Origin of the sequence: Acetobacter pasteurianus (assembly GCF_009914215.2) — a bacterium.
Taxonomy (GTDB): domain Bacteria; phylum Pseudomonadota; class Alphaproteobacteria; order Acetobacterales; family Acetobacteraceae; genus Acetobacter; species Acetobacter pasteurianus.
On record NZ_CP039846.2, the window covers coordinates 1,613,765 to 1,636,299 of the forward strand.

Below are 22,535 nucleotides of genomic sequence, written 5' to 3' on the forward strand. Positions count from 1 at the left end.
TTTGTGCTGTTATAAGGATGTAAGCAAACAAAAATAGTGAGGCGCATATACCATGAGTGTCCTATCTCTCAATCCAACAGAAACAGGGGCGCAGGGCACTGTTCTTATTTTGGGGGGCGCACGCTCAGGAAAGAGTGGTCTGGCCGAAGCAATGCTGACAGCCTTGCCATCCCCCTGGATCTATCTGGCCACTGGTCGGGCATTTGATGCAGAAATGCAGGAACGGATTGAACACCACAAGGCCAGTCGAACAGAACAGGGGTGGCAAACGGTTGAAGAGCCATTTGACATTGCATGGGTGTTAAAAACCTATGCGCATCTGCCTGTGTTGGTAGATTGCCTGACCTTGTGGGTGACCAACATGTTGCTGGATGACCAGAACATTGAGGAAGCAACACACCGCCTGTTGGAAGTGTTGCCAGAGCGCTTGGCCCCCACCATTCTTGTAGGCAATGAAGTAGGGCTGGGGATTGTGCCAGAAAATGCTTTGGCCCGCCGCTTTAGGGATGAAGCCGGGCGCCTGCACCAGCGGATAGCGGCGCAGGCAGGGCAGGTTGTTTTTGTGGCAGCAGGGCTGCCATTAGTGCTTAAGGGGAAAGCCTTATAACCATCAGCCCTATATCAACTTTCGGATTCTGAGTGATCATGCAGCACACGTGGGAAGGCAACGGGGCTGCATAGTCCTAATGCAGTGGCCATTATAACAATACCAACGGCCATGGGCGGCAGGACGGAAAGCCCAGCGGTATTTAAAATCATACCCCCTGCGGCAGACCCAAACAGTATACCCACATTGCTGCTGGCGTTTACGGCTGCACCGGCAATATCAGCCGTGGTGGCACGGCTGCGAATAGCCCCAGACATAATAACCGGAATAAGTGCGGCATACCCAGCACACCACAGGCCAACAGCAGCAACTGCGCTCCACCCACTGAGGAGGGAACCACAAAGTGAACCCATACCGCATGCGGTAATCAGGCCAGCCACTAGCAACCCGAGTGCTGGCTTGGAATCCACCATCTGCCCAGCCGCCCATAATCCAAGAATACTCACGCCACCTGTAATCAACAGGGCGATGCTCAGCGCGCTTTCTGGCAATCCATGAGACATCAGCAATGGTGAAACATAGGTGTAGAGAAGGTTATGCCCCAGAAAGAACAATGTGTTTACGGCAATCACCACCGCAAATACGCGCGCAACACCCGGCGTGCGAAATGAAGGTAGATGCACGGAACTGGAAGATGCTTCCACCTTGGGCAGAAAAAATGCGATGCATACGGTTAGAATAGCGGCCAGCCCAGTTACCACCATCATGGAAACGCGCCAGCCTGCCAGTTGTCCAATGGCAGCAGTGCCGGGAACCCCCAGAACAGACCCCAAAGATGTGCCACCGAACACAAAGGAAATGGCACGCCCTGTCATACGAGGGGGCACCAGATGCGCGGCATAGGCAGAAACAATGGACATCATAAGCGCATGGGCAGCCCCGCCCACGGCACGGCCTAAGCACAAAATGGCAAACGTGGGGGCCAAAGCGGCAATGAGGTTAGAGGCGATATAGCCTATCAGAGCCCACAGCATGAGTGTCTTGCGGTTGATTTTAGCTGTAAGAATGGTGAGCGGCACCGCCGCCAGCGCCACAACCAGCGCATATGCACTGACTGCCAGACCAGCTTTACCTTCCGTAATGTGGAAGGAATTTGCCATATCTATCAGCAACCCTACGGGGGCAACTTCGCTGGTAATGGCCGTAAAAGTGGCAGCAAACAAGGCGCACAGCCCGATGATTGTCTGACCGGACAGGGTTTTGAAAAGCATGGGCTTTCTACTGATACAACTGAGGGTTTGAAGGATAATAGCCCTGCCGGATGGAACTGAACCGGGCAGGAAGCCATTATGCGCTGGGGTGTATAGACCTCTTTTTTCTTGCATGGCAGTACATAAAATGGTGTCAGCAAAAAAAATCCGGACAAAGGCTCCATGGTGGATGTCTGCCCGTTCTGCTTGAGAGATGTAGATGTCAGAAAAAGAAATACGCACGCAGCTATTGGTGGCCGGGAAATGGCAAGATGCGGCAGATGGTCGTACCATTCCAGTAACCAATCCGGCTACGGGTCAGGTTATTGGGCAGGTGGCTCATGCTTCCAAGGCTGATCTGGAAAAAGTGGTTGCGGGTGCGCAGATAGGTTACCAGGCATGGCGTAACCTTACGGCGTGGGATCGCTTTGTGATTATGCGCAAGGCGGCAGATCTTCTGCGTGAACGGGCAGAGCAGATCGGCCGTATTATGAGTGAGGAGCAGGGTAAACCCCTTGCTCAGGCAATTATCGAAATTCAGGGTGCTGCCGGTGTTATTGAATATTTTGGTGAAGAAGGCCGCCGCCTGAACGATGAGCTCGTGCCACCGCGTGCGCCTTATGTAGAACAGCGCGTGTTGCACCGCCCTGTAGGTGTTGTGGCTGCCTTTACGCCGTGGAACTTCCCCATTAACCAGATTGCTCGCAAGCTGGGTGCCGCTTTGGGCGCAGGGTGTGGGGTTATTGTAAAGGCTCCGGAAGATACGCCTGCTTCTCCGGCAGAGCTGATCCGGTGTTTCTGTGATGCCGGCATTCCGGCGGGTGCAGTTTCTCTGGTGTATGGTGTGCCGGCAGAAATTTCTGAATATCTGATTGCTCATCCGGTTGTGCGTAAAATTTCCTTCACGGGGTCTACGCCTGTAGGCAAGCATCTGGCCGCATTGGCTGGTGCGCAGATGAAGCCAGTAACCATGGAGCTCGGCGGCCACGGTCCGGTTATTGTGTGCCCGGATGCAGATCTGGATGCCGCTGCCGAACGTCTGGCAGCAGCTAAGTTCCGTAATGCCGGGCAGGTGTGCATTGCTCCCACACGTTTCCTTTTACACAAGGAAATTGCAGCGCCATTTATTGAAAAATTCAAAGCCCAGATGAGCGCGCTCAAGATTGGCGATGGTTTGGATGAAGGCGTTACCATGGGGCCATTGGTGAATGAGCGTCGCGTAAAAGCCTTGACCGAACTGGTGGATGATGCCCGTCAGAAAGGTGCAGAACTGTGGCAGCCTGATATTTCCATGCCGAATGATGGGTGCTTCTTCCCACCCACATTGGTGCTGAAGCCAACGCTGGAAATGCGGGTGATGCAGGAAGAACCTTTTGGCCCGATTGCCATTATGGATGAGTATTCTGATCTGGCTGATGCAGTAACGGAAGCCAACCGTCTGCCATATGGCTTGGCAGCTTATGTTTACACACGTTGTGAACGTACGGAACGCTTGCTGGGTGAAAAGCTGGAAGCCGGCATGGTTGCTGTTAATCACCACGGTATTGGCGTGCCGGAAGTGCCCTTTGGTGGCATGAAAGATTCCGGTTATGGCACGGAAGGTGGGCCAGAAGCCCTAAAGGCACATACCATTACACGTCTGGTATCTGCTCTTCACGAAAAGCCTTCTTTCTAAGGTTTCAGTCTTCGTTCTGAAGATCATGTAAAAAAGGGCGGAGGGGTTTAAATCCCTCCGCCCTTTTTGTTGTGTGGTTCAACCACCTTGTATGTGGGTGGCTGTTATTTGTCTTTATGGAACTGCGCAACCTGATCTGCTGTTACGTGTGGGTCTCCACTACCAAAGGTTGCCATCACATAATTCACGATCTTGGCAATTTCAGCATCGCTCAAACGCTGCACGTCTGAATGCCCACTAAAGTCAGGCATGGATACATCGCCTGCTTCGGTTTTACGCTGTACCCCGTGCAGAATGGTCATGATAAGGTTGTCTGGCCGTGCACTGCCAACAGTGGAGTTGTGGAACAATGAAGGTGCGTATTGGTCCTTTGTGCCCATACCAGTCTGGCCGTGGCAGGCTGCGCAGTTGGCATCATACGCATGTTGCCCGTCCATCTCGGTCAGATCATCAATCCGGGTAAGGGCGCTTTGGCGGATGTCCAACGCTTCGGTGGCTTGGCCAAAGCTATCTCGTGCCTGATGTTCCATATCATCATCCATAGCAGGCACTTGATGAATATAAGTGGCTATGGCGTGCAGGTCCTGATCTGTCAGATGGCTGGTGCTATGTTCCACGGCTTCTGCCATAGGGCCTGCTGCCTGCGCGTGGCCATTGGCGTGGCCGGTTTTCAGGTAGGCAACAATATCGTCTTCGCTCCAGTTGCCAATACCGCCGGTTTTGCTGGAGGTGATGTTGGGAGCGTACCATCCATCCAGCGAAGTGCCAGCCAGATATCTGTCCTGCTTTTCACTTAGCATGAAGTTACGGGGTGTATGGCAGGTGCCGCAATGTTCTAGCGCATTGGTAAGATACTTACCCCGGCGTAGCGGATCATATGTGCTGGAATCCCCGCTTTCGGGTTCTTCCTTGGTGGTTACAAAGTTCCATGCTGCCATTGCGCTACGCATATTGGCAGGGAACACCAGTGTTGTTTCTGCTGGGGCGCTGGCTACCGGTTTTACGCTGTGCATGAACCACACATAAAGTGCATGCACATCCTGGTCCGTCATACCTGCGTAAGAAACATAAGGCATAACAGGGTACAGGTAAGCACCATCTTTGCGCACACCGTGGCGGACAGCCTGCTCAAAGTCCTGCTCTGTGTATTTGCCAATGCCGTGGTCTGGGTCTGGCGTAATGTTGGTGGAAATCACATCACCCATAGGTGTTGCAATTTTCAGGCCACCAGCAAAAGGCTGCGAACCGGGTTTGGTGTGGCAGGCAATACAATCTGACGCAGTGGCAATATAGGCACCACGATCCAACACTGCCTGATCTGGAACTGCATCTTCTGCATGCACAGGTGTCTGGCTCAGGGCACAGACACCAATTACCGTGCTTGCTGAAAGAAGGACGCGCAAGGTTTTGGAAAAATCAGGCATGAGCAAGTTCTTTTTTCAGCGTATCGGCAACACGTAGCGCCAAGGCGGCTACAGTCAGGGTGATGTTGCCGGTGCCAACGGTTGAGAAAACCGAGGAACTGGCAATAAACAGGTTGTCGTGGTCATGCGTCCGGCAATGGCCATCCACTACGGAATCCTTGGGGTCCGTGCCCATAATGGTGCTGCCTGCGGGATGATCCTGCGGGAAGTAGCCTGGGGTCCACTGTTCATCTGTGCCATGCATCAGCTTGATAAGGTCACGGAAAACATAGCGTGTATGTTCACAACTGCGCACGGTATATTCGGGCAGTTTGTAGTACACTTCCGGGTGCGGGATCCCCAGAATATCCTTATGATCCTTGCTGAGTGTGAGGCGGTTATTGGGGTCTGGCAGGGCTTCGTTATGGCTGAACAGGCGCACTGTGTGCGAAGCCAGATAGCGGATCTGTTCTTCCAGTTCCCGGCCAACGTAACCTTTGGAAATTGCCAACTGCGTGGCCAGATCCACTTGGTTATCATCCACCATATGCACAAGGTAGGCACCACGATCCGTACGCCAGTTTCCATCACGGAAATTGTCAATCACGTTCGTTTCTAACGGTCCACGGCCCGGCCACAGGGCTTGGTCACCACTAATGAAGGTTACCTGCACACCTGTATGGTCCATCATGTTGCGGCCGACATGGCCGGAACTGTTGGCAACGCCATCGGGACTTTGTTCATCGGCAGAAAGCAGCAGTAGTTTGGCTGTTTCAATGCAGTGCGCGGCAATAACAAAGTACTTGCCCGTAACGCGGTGAGATCCTTTGTCCGGGTCAAAGTAATGCACGGCGGTTACGCGCTTGTTCGCGCTGTCTCGCTCAATCTTATACACCACAGCATTGGGGATAAACTTAGCCCCGGCGGCTTCTGCATGGTAAACGGAATAGCTGCCGTTATACATGGCCCCAATAGGGCAGATTGGCATGCAGTTATTATGCCCTTCACACGTTGGGCGACTATCATACGGGCGCGTGTTGCGCGCCTGTGGTTCGTGCACCACGCGCCACGGTGTTTTTTCCTGAATCAGCTTGCGGAACTGCTGCGCAGCGTAGGAAATGGGCAGTGCATCCATAGGATAAGGCTGCTTGCGGGGGGAGCCAAGGTCTTCCACCGCAGGATCTGGCCCGCAAACCCCCATCATGACTTCTGCCTGATAGTAAAAGGGTTCCAGATCATCATATGTCAAAGCCCAATCGCGACCCTGACCGTAACGTGTTTTCAGTTCAAAGTCTGATGGCAGGTAGCGCCAGGCACAACCAGCCCAGTGCCATGTAGTGCCACCCATCATGCGCAGGTAAACCTGTTGATAGGCTTCGGCATTCGGGCCGGTGGTGTGTAGGTAATCGTTCGGGGTTTGCTGATCAGGCGGATGCCGTGCCCAAGGGACAGCCGGAAATGGCCCCTGATAGGAAGGCTTGTTTTCCAGATTGCGGAAGTTTTCTACAAAATGCTGGCGGTCAACGCGCGGGCCAGCTTCTAGCACAATGACGGAAATACCGGCACGCGCCAGTTCATTAGCAATAGAACTACCTGCAACGCCTGATCCTACGATCACAACGTCGGCTGAAAGATTTTCTTCGGAGGGCATAAGGCGGGGTATCCGGTAAGATCAGGTCGGTTCGATAACAAGGGCGGAAGCAGAAAGTGCAGGGTGCCCTTTGGGGCGTGCAACTTCTGGTGGCTTACTTGTCCAGTAGAATGGGCCGCCCGTTGCGTAGGTTTTGGGGTAAACGGCATCCTTGGTGATGTCGAACATCAGGGCAGAGCGGTAAACAACCACCTGGCCATCCGCAATGCCCCGGTACCAGCCGGTTAGAATTTCGTGGATGACATCTTTAAGCTTTGGATCAGATTTTTCCGCAGCATGAGCAAAAGCTGATGCTGTTGTAAATTTTTCCCGCTCCAGCAGGGCATGCAGGGCATTGAGTTTATCTTGCCGATCTGCATTGGCATGCACGATGTTGGCATACAGAGCAGCACCAATCTGGGGGTTCAGCGTATCTCTATCTGTCAGGCGCTGGGATACCTGCATAAAACCGGACAGGTCTTCATTGTTTGGGGTGGCAGGAGAGGTATCCGCAGCAAGGGCTGCCCCCGTTGTGCTTGCAACAGAAAGACCAATGCCGCCTAAAAGCACATCTCGCCGGGACATGCGTAAAAGCTTGTTCAGGCGCATGGCGTTAGGGGATGCACACCATTCCGCTACAGGCTGCCCCTTGTGCGTTTGTCTCATTCTTCGGGTTCTCCCTACAAAGCCGGGCTCCGCTCTGTTGGAATGAAACATTGCGGAGAAATATTGAATTCCAAATTCTGAATGGTTTTATAGAGAAGGCCTGAGCTTGCAACCTGTTATAACGGCATAATACCTATTTCATGGCCTGTTGAGGCAGGTATGCTCAAGAGTTAATGCGGCAGTTATTGCCTATATGGCCATGAAACGGCTGCCACGTATCTGTTCTGCCAAAGAGTTCCAAACCTAAAAAACCATGCAGTTTCAGGGAGCCGTCTTCCGCCACCCATATAATGGCATCGTAAGTATTTTTGCTTTGAGGGTCAAAAATATGGCCTTTCCAATGGTCATGCCGGCCTTCCATGGGGTGGAAGCCTTTGAGCATTTGAAGGTTACATTCTGTTTTTCTGCGGCCAGAAGCCTCTTCATCCTGTGTTAGGTTTAACCCGACAAGATTCCCGCACATCTTATCGCCACATGTATGGATATCGAACACGCCTTTGCCGTCTTCTGTAATCCATTGTCCTGTTATAGTTGGTGTAGAGGCGCTTTGTGCATAAGCATGAGAAGGTATGCTGCCCCATGCAAAAAGCAGTGCTGTTATAAATGAGCTAAAGGCATGTTTGTACATTTTACTGCCTTGTCCTGCCGCTATCGGTTCATCCCGCCCGGTGTGATGTGCCTGATGGAGGCAGGTCTCCTGGCTTGGGAATATGGTGTTATCAGACCTTTTGCCTTCCCAGCCGCTTTACTGGCCAGTGGCTAGCCGCAACCGGCAGCAGGTCCAACCTCCCCTTACAGTTGCGGGAGCAGCTGCCGACTATAAGTTTCTGCTTCAATATGAGGCAGAAACCCGTGCACGGCATTCCCTTTCAAGCTGCTTGCGCAGCACCATCCATCTGTTCAAGCGTGTATTCTAGCAATAAGAGGGCTTGGTGCCAGTATGGGAAAAGCAGTGCAGGTGAGATGTTTTTGCGCCTCGCTTTGCCTTACAGGGCAGCAATAACTTTAAGCCCTGCCAGAATCGCATTGGGAATAACCGAGGTTTCTCCGGGGCGCATCATATATTCAAACTCCGGTGTCACAACCAGGCCCGGTGTGACGGGAATGCCGTAATACGCTTCCAGAATCGCGGAATGCGTTTGTGGTCCATTGATATAAGGGCCAAGCGGAACGCCAGCGGCTTCCTGCATGCGTTGCCCGTAGGCCAAACGGGGGCTGAGCTGGTAATAGGAATACATTACGCCCAGACGATCCAATGGCCGGTGAGGGATAATGCCCAGAAGGGAAGCTCCAGCATAAAATTCGTTTGAGAATGTAGAGTTACTTGGCGTGTTATGAATGAACCCGGCCAATACATATCCACCAGCCATTTGGTGTTCGCCATGGCTGCGATATACCATCTGATCTGCCTCTATATAAAATGTATCACGCGGTTTGAGTTTATGTGGATGCACCGATCCCGCAAAAGCGGCGGGAATGGTGCCAACCATGTCAGGGTAAGGTGACGTATCGTGGCCAAAGCCGATTTTGTAATGACCGGGAAGCTTGCGCCTGCCAAAAAATGGTTCCCACGTTAATTCAATAGGCGTTTGGATGCCCGTATAAGGCTCATCGCCCCATGCCCAACCTGTGTTATCGCGTGCTTTAGGGCCGATGCGATAAATACCAGTGCGCAGGATAAGATCATGCGTTGGCCGAAAGCGTACTGTGCCACCCCATGATGTTTTGGGGTAAACGCTCCAACCCGCCGGTTCTCTTATAGCCATAGGCGCAGAACACATGGTCATGAACGTACACAGCAAAATAGAAGTAGAATATGTGTGCGTAAGTGAAATGCGCCCTACATTGATATTGATGCGGTTATTGAGGAAAGATTTTTCCAGATACAGATCTGCCAGACGAGCCGCTGCAGGGCCATGGATGCTCCATACTTCTGTAAGAAGTACATTTCTTTCCCCAACATGATCCCAACCAACCTGCCGGCCTTCACGGTTCATCACAATGCCATGCAGGTACCAGCCCTGTAGCGGATTCCAACCGGTTAACTTACCCAGATCAAACAGCATGCTGGCACGTATTTCGTGCGTGTAATCCATACCTTTTGAAAGGCCGCCGGCAAGATTGGCCATGCCTTCACCTTTATAGGTTAACTCAAAGGTAAAGCCGTGCTCACTTAACCTGTCGCGCCAAGGTTTAAGGCCGGGGGCCAGATTGCCAAAAGCCTGTTCAGCAACAAAATAGCCTGCGCTGATATCCTGCCTACGTAACGCTGTATTGTTGTGGTTTAACAGATAGGAAAGACTTTCTGTATTAAACAAAGCCTCCAGACGTTCTTCTGCTATTGGGCGCTTGTGTTTTTTCGGTATTTCAGCGTTGATAATAGGTTTTGAAGATAGTTCAGGTTTCTCAAGAGATTTGGCGGGTTCATTCTGCTGGGCGTATGCAGTGGAAGCTTTAAGAGCAATATCTAATGTGAAAAGAACTGTTCCGGCGTAGAGTAAACGGGCAATGAATAAAAAATCCTGCCGATAGCATGATCTTTTTTGTTCTGAATTTGAAATGATATCAGTTAAGGGCATCGCCCGATCCTCATGGCGCAAGAATGGCCATTGCCTGCGGTTAGCATGAAGCAACGGCGTATTTCTGAAGCAAGGGGAAGAAATACAGAGATTAAAGCGAAAGGTGGCTGGCAACTTTCTCTTTAAAAAACAGGATTTATAATTTCTGCAAACATTTTCTCGTTTCCGCGTTTGTTTTTGTTTTTATTATTACGAATTATGGAAACTAAATTACGAATAGAAAGATTCAAGGATTTTTTTCTGTTATAACGAATATTCAAGAAAAAGTTTACGAAGTTACAATGTTACAACAAGGTTTGTTCCAAAATACGCATGCAAGAAATCCGTAGGAAGCTAGGAGAGCTTCCCACGGAAAATAATAATCAGGTCGAAGGTGTTTTGGTAATTTGTGGTTGCGCGTGCAGGGCATCATGAAGTTGCGTATCATCCAGCGCATTCTCCCAGCGTGAGACAACAATAGCAGCAACAGCGTTTCCAACCAGATTGGTGAGGGAACGACATTCAGACATAAAACGGTCAATACCCAGAATCAGGGCCATGCCCCCAACAGGTACACTGGGCACAACAGAAAGTGTTGCAGCCAGAGTAATAAAGCCCGCTCCCGTCACACCAGCAGCACCTTTAGAACTCACCATAGCCACCAGAAGCAGGGCAAGCTGCTCCTGAAAGCTAAGGTGCACATCAGTTGCTTGCGCAATAAATAGTGCGGCAAGTGTCATATAAATATTGGTTCCATCCAGATTAAAGGAATAGCCCATGGGAACAACCAGCCCTACAATTCCTTGGGAACAGCCTGCCCGTTCCAATTTGGCAATCAGACCGGGCAGGGCAGATTCGGAAGAACTGGTGCCCAATACAATCAGCAGCTCTTCTTTTAAAAAGACCAACAGCCGCAGAATGCTAAAGCCAGCTAATCTTGCCACAACCCCCAGAACAACGCCAACAAACAGAATGGCAGTGAGGTAAAATGTCAGCACCAAGGCGAGAAGGTGCAGAATGGAATGCAGGCCAAACTTACCAACGGTAAAGGCCATGGCACCAAAAGCCCCAATAGGGGCCAGATACATCACCAAACGCACAACCCCAAAAACAAGTTCTGTCAGGCTGTAAAACAGGTTGAGAACGGTTTCACCCGCTTTGCCCATTTTGGCCAGGCTGATGCCAAACAGGATGGCAACCAGCAGAACCTGTAAAATTTCACCAGATGTAAACGCACCAGCGGTTGTGGAGGGAATGATTTGTAGCAAAAAATCTGAAAAGGAATGATGTTGCGCAGCAGCACTTACAAACTGTGTAACAGAACTTGTATCAAGGCTTTCTGGCCTAATGTGTAGGCCAGCACCGGGTTGCAGAACGTTGGCCACAAGCATGCCAATAGCCAGCGCCAAAGTTGAAAAGCACAAAAAATATAGCATGGCTTTACCTGCTACGCGGCCTGTTTGCTTAAGGTCCGCCATGCCTGCAATGCCTGTACACACTGTTAGAAAAATAACAGGTGCAATGACCATTTTGATAAGTTTAACAAACCCATCTCCCAGCGGTTTAAGTGCCGTAGCAACAGAGGGAAACATTGCACCTACGGCAATGCCTGCACCCACAGCCACCAGAACCTGAAGGTAAAGGAAGCGTTGGTGTGAACTGGAAAGGGGAGCAGATGATGGAAGCACGCCTAAAACTTTCTGTTCTTGTTTTTGTGCCTGTGGTGCATCCTGATGAAATATATAGTGTTATATCAAGAATATACGCGCAGACTCACGTAAGGTAACGCGTGTTTATATCGTTTGGGAAGAGAGGGTATATCTCTTTTTCTTGAGTTTTCCGGGGTCAAACAGTGTGTAAGGTGAATATTCAGCGCGAAGAGCCTAGATTACAGCGATATAATTACATGAATGTAATGAGGTGGGGTTTGACCATATTTTTATTTTGAATGCTAGCAATTCAGGGTAGGTAAGCTTGCTTCTTTGTTCACATGAAAGCGGCGCTGGTTTAACCAGCGCCGCTTTCATGGAAGAAGGGCAGTTATGATTGTATCTTTTTAGGCGGTGAAGAACTGGCTTAAGCCAATGTTGCGTAAGGCACGCCGATAGGCAATGGAGCTGCGGTCTGCCACCACATGCACTTCCAGGGAAGGGTCAAGCGGCAGATTTTCAGGCTTTTGGGCTTCCACCAAGGCACGGTCTTCTTCAAAGACTTTCAGGTTGAAATCATAAACATCCTGCAAAGGCAGATCGGTATCAAAGTTGCGGCACATGGGTGCAAACATGCGTGTTTTTTTTGCGGAAACAGGAGAAGCTGCATTCATGATGACCAGCCTCCCGTTGTCGGGGAAATGAATTTCCAGTGTGGCAGTAAAGGGAACATGCACCCGAAAATGGCGCAGCCATTCAAAATCCGGCCGTCCGCGTTCTGATTGCCCAATAGGGTAATTGCCTACATTGCTGCGGTATTCTGCCTCAAACCCATAGGGTGTCATTTTGGGCATATAAGCTGGCACAACAGGGTTGTCTGGGTCTGCAAAAGTTTCTGTATGAACAAATGCAAAATGGGCAACATCTATAAAGCCCTCAACCTGCCTGCCAGCAAAACCGGCAATGTCTATCCATGGGCAGTTGATCTGTTGAAAGCCCGCTTCATCCCAATGTGGCATGGAAGGAATGGAGATATCTTCATTGTCCTGTGGGCGTAGGCACGTCCAGATCAAGCCATATCTTTCTACCACAGGATAAGTGCGCAGATTCAGTCGGGAAGGAATGGCGCTATCCGGGTGGGCGGGAATACGTACACACTGGCCTTGATGGCCAAACTGGAAACCGTGATAGGCGCAGGCAACTGTCTGGCCGTTACCCTTGCCCATGCTGAGTGGCACGCCACGGTGCGGGCACAGATCATCTGCCACAACAATGTCTTCACCTGCCCGATAAATAACCAATGGTGCATCAAGTAACGTAACGCCTAAAGGTTTGTCTTCCAGTTCACGTACAAGGGCAATGGGATGCCAGTATGAGGCGAGAATAAGCCAGTCATCAGCATCAAAACTGAGCTCGCGGGGCAATCTGCTCTCGGTGGGGCGGGCACAGGTTGGGGGCGTCACAGCTTCATCTCCTAAATGGGAAAGGTTTCCCGTTCCTTTAGGAGGTAGTGTTTCATCAAGCGTATATTATCGGATATATCTATTTCATGCAGTATGCATTCTCAAACTGAGAACAGGCAAATGAACCCATTTTCGCGCTTTCTGATCTATTTTTTGGCTGTGGCACGGCATGGCTCCATCCGCAAAGCGTCGGAAGACCTGCATATTGCGGCTTCGGCAATTGATAGACACATTCTTCTGGGTGAGCAGGCGCTTGAGACACCACTATTTGAGCGTCTTTCTTCCGGCATGCGTTTAACTGCGGTGGGCGAGTTATTTTATGCACATGCCAACAGGTGGGCGAAGGATTTTGAAAGCCTGAACCGTCAGATTGATGATCTAAAAGGTATGCGCCGTGGACGCATAGATATTTTGGCGCCAGAGGCTTTGGCGCGCGTATTTTTACCCAGCATTGCTGCGCGCCTTAAAGAACAATACCCCGGAATTGTTTTGAATATGCATATCCACGATAATGCAGAACTGGGAGAACGTCTTTTTGCGGGAGAGGGAGATCTGGCATTTCTGTTAGACCCTGCAGATTTGCGAGATTTGCAAGTGCGTTCAATGCTTTCTTTCCCGCTAGGAGTAGTGAGCCTTCCGAAGCACCCAGTTACGCAACATTCTTCTGCTCGGTTTTCGGTATGTGCTGAATATCCTGTTATTGTGCCAGAAAAGCCATTGGCACTTGCATCTGTTTTTGCAAAACTGGAAGCAGATACTCTGGTAAATCCAAATGTGATTTCTGGAGCCAATAATGTGCAGATGATAAAGTCATTGGTGAAGGCTGGTTTGGGTATTACCATTCTCAGTTATCTGGACGTGATGGATGAGGTTCAGAATGGAGACATGGCTTTTACCCCTTTGGCAGGAGCGCATATTCCTCCTTTCCGACTGGCGCTTGCGCATGATCGTGCGCGGCCTTTATCTGCTGTGGCACGGCGCGTTGCAGATAACGTAGAGGCAGAATGGGCGCTCTTGCGTCAAAAAATGGTATGAAGGAAAAATATTTCCTTATGCTCTGTGAAAATATTATTGGCCTAGGCAGGATTTCTAATCCTGTGCGTGTTCCATATAAAATTCGATGGGCACGGTGAGTGTAATAGAATCACCTGCCACACTATCGGGTGGGCTAGGCAATGGCTCAGCACGCCGCACCAGTGCCAAAGCTTCACTATCCAACAATGAATGGCCTGAGCTTTTTTCAATATGGGCAGAAAGCACACGCCCTTTCCGGTCCATGGTAAAATGCAGATTTGGCGTACCTTCCTGATGAGCAGACATGGCTTCTGCCGGGTAACGTTTATATTTCTCTAAACGAGCAAGCAAAGCTCCCTGCCATGTGGTGGGGCTTTGGGAAGCATGAGAGGAAGATGACCCTTCAATAGGTGCGGCTTGTGTTTGAGCCGGTGGTGCTTTGGATGTGGGAGGAGCCGTTGTTTTTTCTGCCGGTGGTGTTTTGTCAGGAACTGGTTTTTTAAGATTTACTGTAGGTTTATTCTTTTTCACAATTTTATGTAGTTTTTCAGGTTTGGGAACAGGAATAGGTGGATGCGGAACTGGCGCAGGAGGGGCTTCCAGTTTGGCGGGATCAACGGGAGAAGGATCTGATTCTGAAATTGTTTGCTGAGGGCCGGGAGGTGCATCTGTAGGTGGAGAAGGAGTGGCAACAGGTTCTGGTGCCATATCAATGGCAATGGCTGCTGGTGGAGGCTCCGGTATGGCGGGAGCTGTATGCGGCATGTGCAGGAAAGATAAAGTAGCCGCACCCGTTGCAACTACGACAATTAAAAAAGATACGCCCCAACGGAAGGTATCTTCTTGCCGGGCTTTCCGTATTTGTTGAATTTTCCAATCAGAAAAAGCTGTTGAATGCACTTTTCCTGCTATATTTTTATATGTTGTTGCGTTCATGGCTCGGTCTTTGCCGCTGGAGCAGAGCCCTCTTCTTGTCCTTGCAAATTAACAAGAGCAACCTTGAGATAACCGGCAGAGCGAAGTTTATCCATCACCCCCATGAGTGTTCCGTAATCTACCGTTTTATCAGCACGCAGGAAAATACGTTCATCTTTGTTTCCCTTGGTTGCTGTTTCTAACGCTTGGGGGAGGTTTTCAGCCGATATACTGTCTTCACCAAGGGCTAGTGCGTGATCAGCTTTCACTGTTAGAAAAACAGGATTTTCTGGTCGTGGTGTCGGTTTTTCTGTTGATGAAGGCAGATCTACAGGCACGTTAACTGTGGTGAGGGGAGCCGTAACCATAAAGATTACCAAAAGCACCAACATAACATCAATGAATGGCGTTACATTGATCTCACTTGCTTCGTGTGGATTTTCATCTGCATGCTGGATGCGGCGCATATGGCTTATTCCCCAGCCATTCGGTTGATATCAAAAGGGGTAATCTGAGCACTGGTTGCCAGTACATGCGTTCGACCCAGATCACGAGAAACCAGTCGCATGACAAGGGATGTCAGATCCGCCACTTGTGCTCTGCAAGATGCAGATTGTCGTGCAAGATGATTATAGATGACCACCGCGGGAATGGCAGCTACAAGCCCGAGCGCGGTGGCCAACAGGGCTTCCGCAATGCCCGGAGCCACCACAGCAAGGCTGGTGGCTTTGCTGGCGGCAATACCTGTAAAGGATGTCATAATCCCCCACACAGTACCGAACAGCCCAATAAAAGGTGATGTTGCACCAATGGTGGCCAGCAGACCTGTGCCACGCATGAGCCGACGCCCCTCGGATGCTTCCAGACGTTCAAGGTGTAAAACAATACGTTCCTTAAGGCCTTCGTTGTCATTGGGAATATCGTGCGAAACAGCTTTTTCAGTTTCTGCTGCCATCACCAGTGTGTGGGCAATACTGTTTTGGCGTGTGCCTTTTTCACCCAAGGCTAATGTGCCAGCTTCTTCCAAAGTTTTTTCTGCTGTTCTCAGCTTTCTACGAACACTCAAAAACTCAACAGATTTGGCGATAAAGATGGTCCATGTCAGAAGCGAGGCCAATGCGAGAAGTGCCATGACGCATTGCACAACAGAACCCGCATTCAGGAACATTTCCCATGGAGAAAAAGAAAGAGGGATCTGAAGAGATGATTCTGATGAGGCCATAAGAAACCAAGTACTTTCGCAATACATATAATGAAGCGATACGCAGGAGAACCTGTAAGGAACAACCGATGGCGTAATTGGAAAACAGGTGCCTTATGCTTTCTCACGCGAGGCATATCTCAAGCAGCAGATAACAAAGCACTCACAAATACGCAAGTGCGAATCACTATCATCTAAGTGTGAATATCTTAATATTTTGCAAAAACCCCGTATGGTCTGGTTGGTCAAAGATCGTTTGTAGATAGGAATGTCTTGATAACACATTGAAAAATTAAAATTTATTTTATCGAATCTGGTTTGTAGGTAATCTCTGGTCAACAATAACCTGTTGCGGCAAAACCACACCTCATGCGATTTGATAATATATGATATTGATAATCATTTGCCTCATAAGATGAGAATGATTATCAGGTAGCCGTTTCGTCCCTATTATTTAGTTAAGGTGAACCGGAAACTGGGGTTCATCAGGAGTGCGGCAAATGAGTCGATCAGAGTTGTCTCACCCGAGTTCACAAGGCAAGGGCCTGCGTGTGGCTGTTGCCTTGGGGGTGTCTGTTGGATTGGGTGTTACAGAAAGCAAAGCGCAGGCAGAAGATGCGGCGCAACCGCCTCAGCCTTCCTCTTCCGATACCTCTATTAAACTTTCCGCAGTAAGGGTGGGAGGACATGCTGAATCTAAAAATGAATCTTATGAGGCAGGGAATACAAACAGTAAAATACTAAATATTTCACGTATGCCCGCTTCCGTGCGTGATACTCCTCAAACCATTAACGTTGTGCCACAGGAACTCATGAAGCAACAGCGTGCTTTCACGCTGGATCAGGCGCTGAGCAATGTTCCGGGTATTACACTTTCAACGGGGGAAGGAGCTGGGGGCCTGAATGGTGACCAGTTTCGTATCCGCGGCTTGCAGGCCAGACAGGATATTTACACTGATGGGCTGCGTGATTTTGGCACATATACACGAGATGTTTTCAATACGGAAAGCGTTGAAGTTATTAAAGGGCCATCAGGCGAATACTTTGGTGCAGGCAACGTTGGTGGGGTTATCAACCAAAGCCAAAAACATGCACATGCTGGCAACAGCTACAGTTATGATCAGTCCTTTGGAAGTGGCCCGCTCTTCCGCGGTGTGGGTGATATCAATTATCAGATCAATGATGATATGGCCATTCGTGTCAACGGAATGTTCAATAAACAGGATGTTGTTGACCGTAATAATATCACTTCAAATAGGTACGGTGCTGCGGTAGATTTTGGCGTTGGTTTGCGTAGCAAAACATCCTGGCATTTAACGTGGCAGTGGCTCAACAGTGATAGCAAGCCCGATTATGGTGTAAGTATGATCCAGGTGAATGGGATTTACCGTCCCATTACGGAATATGGTCTGTCTCGAAACACCAGCTATACACGTAATTTCGACTTCGATCGTTCCAACATTCATTCTTTGACATCATCTCTTAAATCCGAGATTTCACGCTGGTTTACGCTCACGAATGATACGCGTTTAAGTATGTATAATCGTGATTATACAGCTACAACGCCTGCGGCATGTTCTGGTGCTTGTGCAACAGCTTTTCTGGCTGGTGGTAACTACGCATTACCTTATGGTGCCGGTGGTGGTGCTGCTTACCGTCAGGAAGGATGGGGTGTGCAAAACATCCTGATGGGACGCTCACAATTTAAAACAGGATTTGTACATCACGATATTAAAGCTGGTGTAGATATAAACTACGCAAGTGATTCCCGTTGGCCCGGTAGTTTTACCAACCGGGTGAATAACCAGACCATTCGTAATCCACAATATTCTTATTCTGGCACGTCAGTTAGTTTTCCATCTTCTGGTTACGGAAATGCAAATGCCAGAGATGTTGGCTTGTTCTTTTCTGATCGTATTCAGTTAACCAGACAGCTTTCTCTTTTTGGAACTGGGCGTTGGGATTCCTTCAGCAGCACATATTACGCGCGCTCCAAGGCTGCGCAGGGACGTGCAGAGCAGAAATCTGACCGCTGGAGTCCATCTGCCAGCATTATGTATTCTCCTTTGAAGAATGCCTCTTTCTACTTTACGTTTGCACGTTCCTATAAGCCAGTAGGAACTGATGTATCCTCTCTGGTTACAATCAAGCCACAAGCGGGGGATGTTGCGCAAAAAGGTGTGAATCTTTCACCGCAGCGGAGTGATTTGTTTGAATTTGGTAGTAAGGCAGATTTTCTACATAAGCGGCTGGGAACAACAGTTGCTTTCTTCCAGATCAGTGAAAACAATTCCCGTTACTATGATGTAAACGGTGATATGGAAACAGGGTTTGCAGATTCTGGAAGTGGCCGACGTATCCGTGGCGTAGAACTGAGCGCCAATGGTAAGCTTACACGGGATTGGCAGATTTTTGCATCCTATTCCTATATGGATGGGCGTGTAACCCATAGCAGCACCGGAGATAACGGGAAAACTGCTCCACAGGTGCCACATAATACAATGTCTGTCTGGAGTTCGTATGATCTTTCCAGGCAACTACTGAACCCAGAATGGGGTACCCTAAAAATTGGTGGTGGTGTACAATACTCATCTGGATATTGGGCAGGCCCGGATACGGCTAATACGGCACGCATCCCCAATACGTTTCTGCTGAATGGCATGTTATCTTGGGATTACAAGCATTACCGCGTGTCGTTTAATGCCAACAATATCACCAATAAGCTGAATTATGCTTCTTCTTTCTCTGGTTCACGCGCAGTCCCTGCATCAGGTCGGTACTTTATCGGAAACATTGGCGTGACATTCTAATAATATATCAGAGGATATAAGAAAGTTATGATGCATGCTTTGTCTTTGTGGTGCGAATTATGAAGCCTGCTATAGGTGTTGATACGCTTGATAAAGATTCCCCGGAAGACAAAGCATGTCATTCTGTATCCACAGTGAATGTGCAACTCATGCTTGGGCAGATTTATCTGAATAACGGTAAATTTTCTGATGCTTTTAGCATGTTTGAAGTTGCAGCACGCTCTGGAGATCCTCGTGCGTTAAACATGCTTGGGCGTGCGTATGAGCGCGGCTGGGGCGTTGCGTGCAATGCATCTGTTGCAGCAATGTATTTTTCTCATGCTGCGAGCATGGGGGAGGGGTGGGCCATGTTTAATCTGGCAGATCTTTATTTGGCTGGAAAAGGCGTAAAAAAAGACCCACAAAAGGCATATAATTTGTATGTTATGTCTGCGCAGCATGGTGTTTCTAAAGCGTTTAATATGCTTGGTCTTATTATTGAGGATGGGCTTATTCCTGAAATTGACCGGAGACAATCCATTGCTTTTTTTAGAGCCGCCATAAATTCTGGAGATTGCTGGGGATATCTCAATATGGCCCGTTACCACCTTTTGTATGGAGAAAAAGAAGCGGCTTTAAAGTGCCTTGAAGGAGCGCTTGATCTTGGGTTTAGGGATGTTTTTTTGGCCATAGAACAATTTCTCTGTGGAGTGACAGACGCACGCTTTTGCAAAATCGTAGAAAGAGCAAAAGAACGCTTTTTTCATTCTTGTGAGAATGTTTAGGATAAACACTACGTTTTATTACTATTTCTGTTTGAACAGGGTATGTTTTCGATGAATATCGTTATAAAGAAATATTCCACTCCGTTGATCACCGGTTTGTTTATTGTTTCAGCTGTTTCTGGAACAGCCCTGTTTTTCCATTGGATGCCAGGCATGTTCCATTCCATGCATACATGGCTTAGCATGGTATTATTGCTACCCTTTTTTATGCATATGTGGCGTAACTGGTCTCAGTTCCTGCTCTACTTTCGTAATAAAACAATGATAGTTGCGTGTATGGCATCTTTAGTAGCGGCTGGAGCCTTTATGCTAACAACCGGCCATAAGGGGGGTAACCCGGCCGCTCGGGTTTTCCCTGTTTTAACGCATGCTCCGCTTACAGATTTGGCACCTTTACTGCACGTCTCGCCAGATGAATTAGATGCACGTTTAACGCAAGATGGTTATGCCGTACATTCTACATCAGAAACATTGGAGCAAATTGCTTCACGATCAAGCCAGTCTGCTTCGGATGTGCTGCTGAAAATTTTGCCTCAGCATTCTGGCAATGATCGCAAACATTCTCACGCAAAACCTAGCTGAACGGTAAGAACAGTTATGCTTGTTCATATTCCTAATGTGCTAACTGCCGAAGAAATTTCCTATTGCCGTAAAACACTGGAAAAATCGCAATGGGTTGACGGCAAGGTTACAGCAGGGGATCAATCTGCAAAAGCAAAGTTTAATCTTCAGATCCCCCAGGAAAGTACAGAAAGCCAAGAATTGGGAGAGATTATTTTACAAGCGTTAGGGCGCAATCCGACGTTTAACAGTGCAGCGCTGCCGTTACGCGTTTTTCCACCATTGTTTAACCGGTATGATGTGGGAATGTGTTTTCATACCCATGTGGATAATGCCATTCGTCATTTGCCAGGAACAGGTTTTCGTATTCGTACAGATGTTTCCTCCACATTATTTTTAAGTGATCTGGAAGAGTATGACGGTGGCGAACTTGTTATACAGGATACGTATGGCAATCAAAAAATCCGCTGCCCCGCAGGGGATATGGTTATCTATCCCTCTACCAGTTTGCATAGTGTGGCAAAGGTAACACGTGGTAGTCGTTGGGCTTCTTTTTTCTGGTCTCAATCCATGGTGGCGGACGATACACAGCGCACGCTTTTATACCAATTTGACCAATCAATTATGGATATCAGGAAGCAGCTACCGGATGATCACGCCGCTGTTCTTGGTTTGACGTCTACATATCATAACTTGTTACGGCAATGGGCTGTGCTTTAGATTTTTGAATTAACAGTATAATATGGGATTTTCATTATATTATTTGAATGTAGATCTGTAATATTTCAAATCCGGACGTAGTTATGAAATTCCATTCTAGGAATTATTTTTTACGTCCGGTATGATCGATAATATATCAATTTATATTTAAGTGAATACTTTAGAAAGACCAGGTTGCATCACAACTGAACCAGAGCATGTTGTTTGTGCCGTTATTGACGGTTGGGTTCTGCACGGTTCCAGCCTGATTGAATGGGTGCGTGCCGTTAAGGGATTTATCCAGCCGGATTTCAGGCCGGATGGTAAAGCCCCCCAGAGACAGCCTTTTGTTCACGAACTCTGGCCGATAGGAGACACCCACCGTCAGTTCCCCATAGGTGGTCGGCAACGCGTTGTAATAGGGGAATGGCTGGTTGCTGAGTGCCTGCGTGAGCGAGTTGAAGCTGGAATATTCCGTAATCACCCCACCCGTGTTGTCACGGAAAATTTCGCCACGCGCATTGAATGTCAGCCAGGGGTGGATATCGTAGGAAAAGTAGGTTGTCACACCATAGGCATCATCGCGCAGGGAATCATCGTGCAGATAGGTGCCATCCACGGAAACGGTCATCTTGTCATTGATATGATACGTAGCCATGACATCCGCATTATACTGCATGAGGCTGTTGGCCTGCTTGCCAATGCCCGCACTCACCCACCCTGTGGGGGAGACAATGGTGCGGCCATTGTTGCCCTGCGGCCCAAAATGCCCGATGGCATGCACATCCAGCTTGCCATCCATCAGCTTGTTCCACGCCAGACCAAAATAGCCCTTGGGCTTGTTGTTGTTGCCCGAGGCGCCAAAGGTTGTGGAGTTGCCTGCATCCACCCCCAAAATCCAGTCCATGTGGCGGGTCAGATGCATGGTGGCCAGAATACCCACCGTCTGGAACGGCACGATATAATCGGATGCGTAGTTGTAGGTGTAGAATGGGCGCGCCAGAGCAGGTGTGCCTTCCGCCCCCATAATGCCGTACATCTGGCCGATCTGCACATCAATGCCGCGCTTGAAGATCCACGGCAGATGCACATCCAGATGCGCCTGTGTGGGCGCCCACTGATATAGACCGTGCAAGGAGCCAGAACCCATGCCGATTGTGGGATCAAACCGCGCATCGGAACCATACATGGCTTCGAGCACAAAGCCGATGCCATACCCACTGCCCACCGATGTGACCGGATGGGACAGAGAGCCAATGATCTGGTTCAGCGTAACTGTATTGGCGCGATCTGAATAATACTGTGCAAAGTTGCGGCCAGAGCGTGTCCAGGGGTTGCCTGAAATCCCCGCTTCAATGGAAACATGCCCTTCCAGCCCTTCCCAGTATGTGGGGGTATGGCCGGGTTTGACATGGAACAGATTGCCCGCCTTGGGCTTCATGGCCTCTTCTTCTTCAGAAAGAGAGGTGGCAGGCGGTTCTTCCCCATCTGTTGGTGTGCCTGCACCCTTTTCTGCCTCTTCGGGCTTGAGGGTTTTGGCTATGTCTCCCACCTGAACCTGGGCAGGTGCAGATGTCTGGGCGTGGGCTGTTGGCGTACCTGTTTCACACAAAAATGCAGCGCAACATGATAGCAATACAAATTTGAAGGCACTTCGATCGGTCAGGGTCTGTCGCATGTATCACCTACTTTGCACAAAAAATAATAACGATAACGAAACGCAATAGGCA

General features: G+C 49.2%; 19 protein-coding genes and 1 riboswitch. Of the genes, 7 read left to right on the plus strand and 12 right to left on the minus strand.

The genetic code is table 11. The annotated features are described in order from the left end of the window. Positions 1–52: 52 nt before the first annotated feature. Positions 53–607, plus strand: coding sequence for a bifunctional adenosylcobinamide kinase/adenosylcobinamide-phosphate guanylyltransferase (gene cobU, locus FCN51_RS21000; protein ID WP_003623645.1), 555 nt, complete (start codon positions 53–55; stop codon positions 605–607). A gap of 14 nt (positions 608–621) precedes the next feature. Here the strand turns inward: cobU and FCN51_RS21005 are convergent, their stop codons facing one another. Next, complete coding sequence (locus FCN51_RS21005) at positions 622–1,932, minus strand: MFS transporter (RefSeq protein ID WP_173402430.1); 1,311 nt, start codon at positions 1,930–1,932, stop codon at positions 622–624. Positions 1,933–2,017: 85 nt separating this feature from the next. On the opposite strand from FCN51_RS21005, the gene FCN51_RS21010 reads away from it, so the two are divergent. After that, complete coding sequence (locus FCN51_RS21010; RefSeq protein ID WP_160256767.1) at positions 2,018–3,472, plus strand: NAD-dependent succinate-semialdehyde dehydrogenase; 1,455 nt, start codon at positions 2,018–2,020, stop codon at positions 3,470–3,472. A 104-nt stretch (positions 3,473–3,576) separates the two neighbouring features. On the opposite strand, the gene FCN51_RS21015 is transcribed toward FCN51_RS21010, so the two are convergent. The 7 genes from FCN51_RS21015 to FCN51_RS21045 form a co-directional block, all read right to left on the minus strand. Then, complete coding sequence (locus FCN51_RS21015; RefSeq protein WP_160256768.1) at positions 3,577–4,896, minus strand: c-type cytochrome; 1,320 nt, start codon at positions 4,894–4,896, stop codon at positions 3,577–3,579. Further along, positions 4,889–6,526, minus strand: coding sequence for a GMC family oxidoreductase (locus FCN51_RS21020; protein ID WP_003623652.1), 1,638 nt, complete (start codon positions 6,524–6,526; stop codon positions 4,889–4,891). The genes FCN51_RS21015 and FCN51_RS21020 overlap by 8 nt, the downstream gene beginning before the upstream one ends. Positions 6,527–6,547: 21 nt before the next feature. Further along, positions 6,548–7,222 (minus strand): sorbitol dehydrogenase family protein, encoded by a 675-nt coding sequence (locus FCN51_RS21025; RefSeq protein ID WP_160256769.1) that lies wholly within the window; start codon positions 7,220–7,222, stop codon positions 6,548–6,550. Between the two features lie 112 nt (positions 7,223–7,334). Next, positions 7,335–7,799, minus strand: coding sequence for a DUF2147 domain-containing protein (locus FCN51_RS21030; RefSeq protein WP_160256770.1), 465 nt, complete (start codon positions 7,797–7,799; stop codon positions 7,335–7,337). 42 nt (positions 7,800–7,841) lie between these two features. After that, positions 7,842–8,080, minus strand: a riboswitch (cobalamin riboswitch). A gap of 77 nt (positions 8,081–8,157) precedes the next feature. Further along, entirely contained in the window at positions 8,158–9,750 is a 1,593-nt protein-coding gene (locus FCN51_RS21035; RefSeq protein WP_160256771.1) for a carbohydrate porin, read from the minus strand. Between the two features lie 362 nt (positions 9,751–10,112). After that, positions 10,113–11,417: a C4-dicarboxylate transporter DctA gene (gene dctA / locus FCN51_RS21040; RefSeq protein ID WP_160256772.1), complete on the minus strand. Its 1,305-nt coding sequence runs from the start codon at positions 11,415–11,417 to the stop codon at positions 10,113–10,115. 368 nt (positions 11,418–11,785) lie between these two features. Continuing rightward, positions 11,786–12,841 carry an aromatic ring-hydroxylating dioxygenase subunit alpha gene (locus FCN51_RS21045; protein WP_014457383.1) on the minus strand — a complete coding sequence of 352 codons (1,056 nt, stop codon included), beginning with the start codon at positions 12,839–12,841 and terminating at the stop codon, positions 11,786–11,788. Positions 12,842–12,934: 93 nt separating this feature from the next. Here FCN51_RS21045 and FCN51_RS21050 point away from each other — a divergent pair, with 93 nt between their 5' ends. Continuing rightward, a complete protein-coding gene (locus FCN51_RS21050; protein ID WP_124306510.1) occupies positions 12,935–13,876 on the plus strand; it encodes a LysR family transcriptional regulator in 942 nt (313 codons plus the stop codon). 54 nt (positions 13,877–13,930) lie between these two features. Here FCN51_RS21050 and FCN51_RS21055 read toward each other — a convergent pair whose 3' ends face one another. Genes FCN51_RS21055 through exbB form a run of 3 tightly spaced genes read right to left on the minus strand, consistent with a single transcriptional unit; the run spans position 13,931 to position 16,019 of the window. Beyond that, entirely contained in the window at positions 13,931–14,791 is an 861-nt protein-coding gene (locus FCN51_RS21055) for an energy transducer TonB family protein (protein ID WP_160256773.1), read from the minus strand. Next, on the minus strand, positions 14,788–15,237 hold the full coding sequence (exbD, locus tag FCN51_RS21060; RefSeq protein ID WP_003623670.1) for a TonB system transport protein ExbD: 450 nt from the start codon (positions 15,235–15,237) through the stop codon (positions 14,788–14,790). Before exbD ends, FCN51_RS21055 begins: the two co-directional genes overlap by 4 nt. A 5-nt stretch (positions 15,238–15,242) precedes the next feature. Next, the gene (exbB, locus tag FCN51_RS21065) at positions 15,243–16,019 is read right to left on the minus strand and encodes a tonB-system energizer ExbB (protein ID WP_201762557.1); all 777 of its coding nucleotides are present in this window, start codon (positions 16,017–16,019) and stop codon (positions 15,243–15,245) included. A 452-nt stretch (positions 16,020–16,471) separates the two neighbouring features. Between exbB and FCN51_RS21070 the strand changes: the two genes are divergently transcribed. Genes FCN51_RS21070 through FCN51_RS21085 form a run of 4 tightly spaced genes read left to right on the plus strand, consistent with a single transcriptional unit; the run spans position 16,472 to position 20,826 of the window. Beyond that, positions 16,472–18,781: a TonB-dependent receptor gene (locus tag FCN51_RS21070; protein WP_160256775.1), complete on the plus strand. Its 2,310-nt coding sequence runs from the start codon at positions 16,472–16,474 to the stop codon at positions 18,779–18,781. Positions 18,782–18,828: 47 nt separating this feature from the next. Then, a complete protein-coding gene (locus tag FCN51_RS21075) occupies positions 18,829–19,545 on the plus strand; it encodes a tetratricopeptide repeat protein (RefSeq protein ID WP_201762558.1) in 717 nt (238 codons plus the stop codon). A gap of 42 nt (positions 19,546–19,587) precedes the next feature. Further along, complete coding sequence (locus tag FCN51_RS21080) at positions 19,588–20,127, plus strand: hypothetical protein (RefSeq protein ID WP_160256777.1); 540 nt, start codon at positions 19,588–19,590, stop codon at positions 20,125–20,127. A 15-nt stretch (positions 20,128–20,142) separates the two neighbouring features. Then, complete coding sequence (locus FCN51_RS21085) at positions 20,143–20,826, plus strand: Fe2+-dependent dioxygenase (RefSeq protein WP_160256778.1); 684 nt, start codon at positions 20,143–20,145, stop codon at positions 20,824–20,826. Between the two features lie 160 nt (positions 20,827–20,986). Here the strand turns inward: FCN51_RS21085 and FCN51_RS21090 are convergent, their stop codons facing one another. Then, positions 20,987–22,483, minus strand: coding sequence for an outer membrane beta-barrel protein (locus tag FCN51_RS21090; protein WP_012813046.1), 1,497 nt, complete (start codon positions 22,481–22,483; stop codon positions 20,987–20,989). Positions 22,484–22,535 lie beyond the last annotated feature (52 nt).